The organism is Stenotrophomonas sp., from assembly GCF_031995405.1.
GTDB lineage: Bacteria > Pseudomonadota > Gammaproteobacteria > Xanthomonadales > Xanthomonadaceae > Stenotrophomonas.
Genome location: NZ_DAMAGC010000031.1, coordinates 35,638 through 38,114, shown reverse-complemented (window position 1 = coordinate 38,114; position 2,477 = coordinate 35,638). Strand labels below are relative to the sequence as shown.

4 protein-coding genes are annotated in these 2,477 nt (G+C 67.1%); all 4 read left to right on the top strand.

Annotated features, from left to right (window positions below):
• Positions 1-150: 150 nt before the first annotated feature.
• The 4 genes from RTO53_RS07915 (at position 151) to RTO53_RS07900 (ending at position 2,460) form a co-directional block, all read left to right on the top strand.
• Complete coding sequence (locus RTO53_RS07915; protein ID WP_312237269.1) at positions 151-567, top strand: EF-hand domain-containing protein; 417 nt, start codon at positions 151-153, stop codon at positions 565-567.
• A gap of 104 nt (positions 568-671) precedes the next feature.
• Positions 672-1,085 carry a hypothetical protein gene (locus RTO53_RS07910; protein ID WP_312237268.1) on the top strand — a complete coding sequence of 138 codons (414 nt, stop codon included), beginning with the start codon at positions 672-674 and terminating at the stop codon, positions 1,083-1,085.
• Between the two features lie 48 nt (positions 1,086-1,133).
• Entirely contained in the window at positions 1,134-1,883 is a 750-nt protein-coding gene (locus RTO53_RS07905) for an HAD family hydrolase (protein WP_312237267.1), read from the top strand.
• Positions 1,884-1,914: 31 nt separating this feature from the next.
• Positions 1,915-2,460, top strand: coding sequence for a hypothetical protein (locus RTO53_RS07900; RefSeq protein WP_312237266.1), 546 nt, complete (start codon positions 1,915-1,917; stop codon positions 2,458-2,460).
• Positions 2,461-2,477: the final 17 nt, after the last annotated feature.

The window sequence follows — 2,477 nt, the reverse complement described above, 5'->3', positions numbered from 1 at the left end:
CCAACTGCGGTAATCGAAGGCTCCGTACAGGTGGTTAAGCGCGCGTGCGAGTGCCGATTGCAGCGCAATGTCGATTCACAAACGGGCTGGCAGGGTGGAGGCCGTGCGGAAACAACGAACCGTGCGACATCCCCAAAGGAGACCACCCAAATGACTATTCGCAACCGCAAGCCCCTGATCGCCCTGATCGTCGCCGCAGGCAGTGTGCTGGCCATTCCGGCGATGGCCCAGTCCGCGCAGCAGAGCGCTGCCAAGGCCCAGAACCAGGCCGCGCAGGCCCAGCAGGCTGCTGCGCAGGCCGGTCAGGCGGCTGACTCGGCTGCCGGTGCCGCCGCGCAGGCATCGCAGCAGGCCAACGGTGGCGGCCAGACCTGGGCCAGCGTGGACACCGACGGCAACGGCACCATCAGCAAGGCCGAGGCGCAGGTCAACGCGGGCCTGGCGCAGGTGTTCGACCAGGCCGACAGCAACAAGGACGGCGAGCTTTCGCCGGATGAGTACAAGTCGTACGTGGCCGCCCAGCAGGGCAAGGCCGCCAGTGGCAGCGGCGCGCAGCCGGGCAACTGATCCATCGCAGCAACGTGCAGGCAAGGGCCCAACACCGCTGGACACCGGTGAACGGCAGTGAGGGGGAAGGGCGGCTACGGCCGCCCTTCTTTTATGATGGCCGCATGCAACATCCTGGCCGCCGGCTCCCCTTCGATGTGTATTTTCCTGCGCCGGGCGAGCAGGCGCCGCAACGTGTCTCGCACCTGCGTCCCGGCCAGATCGTGCTGGTCGCCAGCGGACAGGCCGACACCGTTTGCGAAACGGTGGTCTTCGATGACCATCGCCCGCGCTGGGCCAATCCAGCGTTGCGCGCGGCGCTGACCGCCCTCAACGCGCGCGGCCTGCCCTTCCAGTACCAGCCGCACGATCCTGAATCGCCCGCCGCCCTGATGGCGTGGTGGCAGGAAAACGGCCAGCTGGCCAGCAGCTACCGGGAACTCAGCTGGCGCGGCCCGGGCGACTGGCTGATCACCCGTATCGACCTGCCGCATCCGGGCGTGATGGGCTGGACGGGCCCGCGCCCCTTCGGCCACTGAGCCGATCCGGTCATTGGGTCCACCGGTCGCTGTTGTTATCCTTGCCCGATGATGACCTCCACGCCCGCGCCCAACGGCGCCATCGGCCTGGTCGGTTTTGACGGTGACGACACGCTGTGGAAGAGCGAGGACTATTACCGCAAGGCCGAGCAGGATTACCTAGACATCCTGTCGCGCTATATCGACGTGCACGACACCCGGACCGCGCGCCACCTGCTGGAAGTGCAGCAGCGCAACCTCGGCGTGTTCGGTTACGGGGTCAAGGGCATGACCCTGTCGATGGTCGAAGCGGCCATCGAGATCACCCGGCAGATGATCAGCGCGCGCGACCTGCAGCAGATCCTGGACATCGGCCATGACACCCTGCGCCATCCGGTCGAACTGATCGACGGTGTGCGTGAATCGGTCACCGAGATCGCCCGCGAGTATCCCGTGGTGCTGATCACCAAGGGCGACCTGTTCCACCAGGAGGCCAAGATCAAGCTTGCCAACCTGCGCGACCTGTTCCCGCGCATCGAGATCGTGTCCGAGAAGGATCCGGAAACCTACGCGCGCGTGCTTGAGGAATTCAACCTGCCGATCCAGCGCTTCTGCATGGTCGGCAATTCGCTGCGCTCGGATATCGAGCCGGTGATCACCCTGGGCGGCTGGGGCATCCACACCCCGTATGCGGTGACCTGGGCGCATGAAACCCAGCACGGGGTGGCCGACGATGAGCCGCGCATGGTCGACGCGCCCACCGCCTTCGACTGGCCGCGGGCGCTGCGCCGCATCGAAGCCAAGGCCAGCCAGGCCTGACTGCCATGCATTCCTGCGAGGGTATCCGGTGATGATCCTGCGCACACTGCTGGTGCTGCTGCTGTCGATGCTGCCCCTGGCTGCATCGGCGCAGCAGACCGCTGAAAAATCCGAGGCGTATGTCGTCGATACCGGCGATGCGTGGGTGGATGGTCAGCTGCGCGACATCAACCATTACGCCGAGCGCTACCCGGACAGTTTCCTGGACGAAGTGGCGCGCTACAGCGGCGTCTCGCGCGGCTACATCGCCGCGCTGATGTACACCCACGGCTGGCAGGCCGGCGACATCTATTTCGCCTGCTTCTGGGCCAAGGCGATCGCGCGTTCCTGCCGCGACAGCGTGCAGGCCTGGACCCGCGCCACGCCGGAGGAGGGCGAGCCGAAGCGTTGGGAAGCGGTGGTCGGCGATCTGCCGGTCACGCCGACCAACCTGCACTGGCGCGCCGTGCGCCAGGCCATCGTCGCCAGCCACGACCACTGGGACCGCCCGATCAAACTCGACGCCACCCTGCAGCGCCAGCTCGGCGACCGCGCCCAGCGCCAGCGCAACGCGACCGCCGCCGATCCCGGCCCCTGACCCACCGCGCAGACCCA

Bases quoted from the DNA above. Each gene is read 5' to 3' on its own strand.
- RTO53_RS07915 (WP_312237269.1), top strand. From the start codon at position 151: ATGACTATTCGCAACCGCAAGCCCCTGATCGCCCTGATCGTCGCCGCA.
- RTO53_RS07910 (WP_312237268.1), top strand. From the start codon at position 672: ATGCAACATCCTGGCCGCCGGCTCCCCTTCGATGTGTATTTTCCTGCG.
- RTO53_RS07905 (WP_312237267.1), top strand. From the start codon at position 1,134: ATGATGACCTCCACGCCCGCGCCCAACGGCGCCATCGGCCTGGTCGGT.
- RTO53_RS07900 (WP_312237266.1), top strand. From the start codon at position 1,915: ATGATCCTGCGCACACTGCTGGTGCTGCTGCTGTCGATGCTGCCCCTG.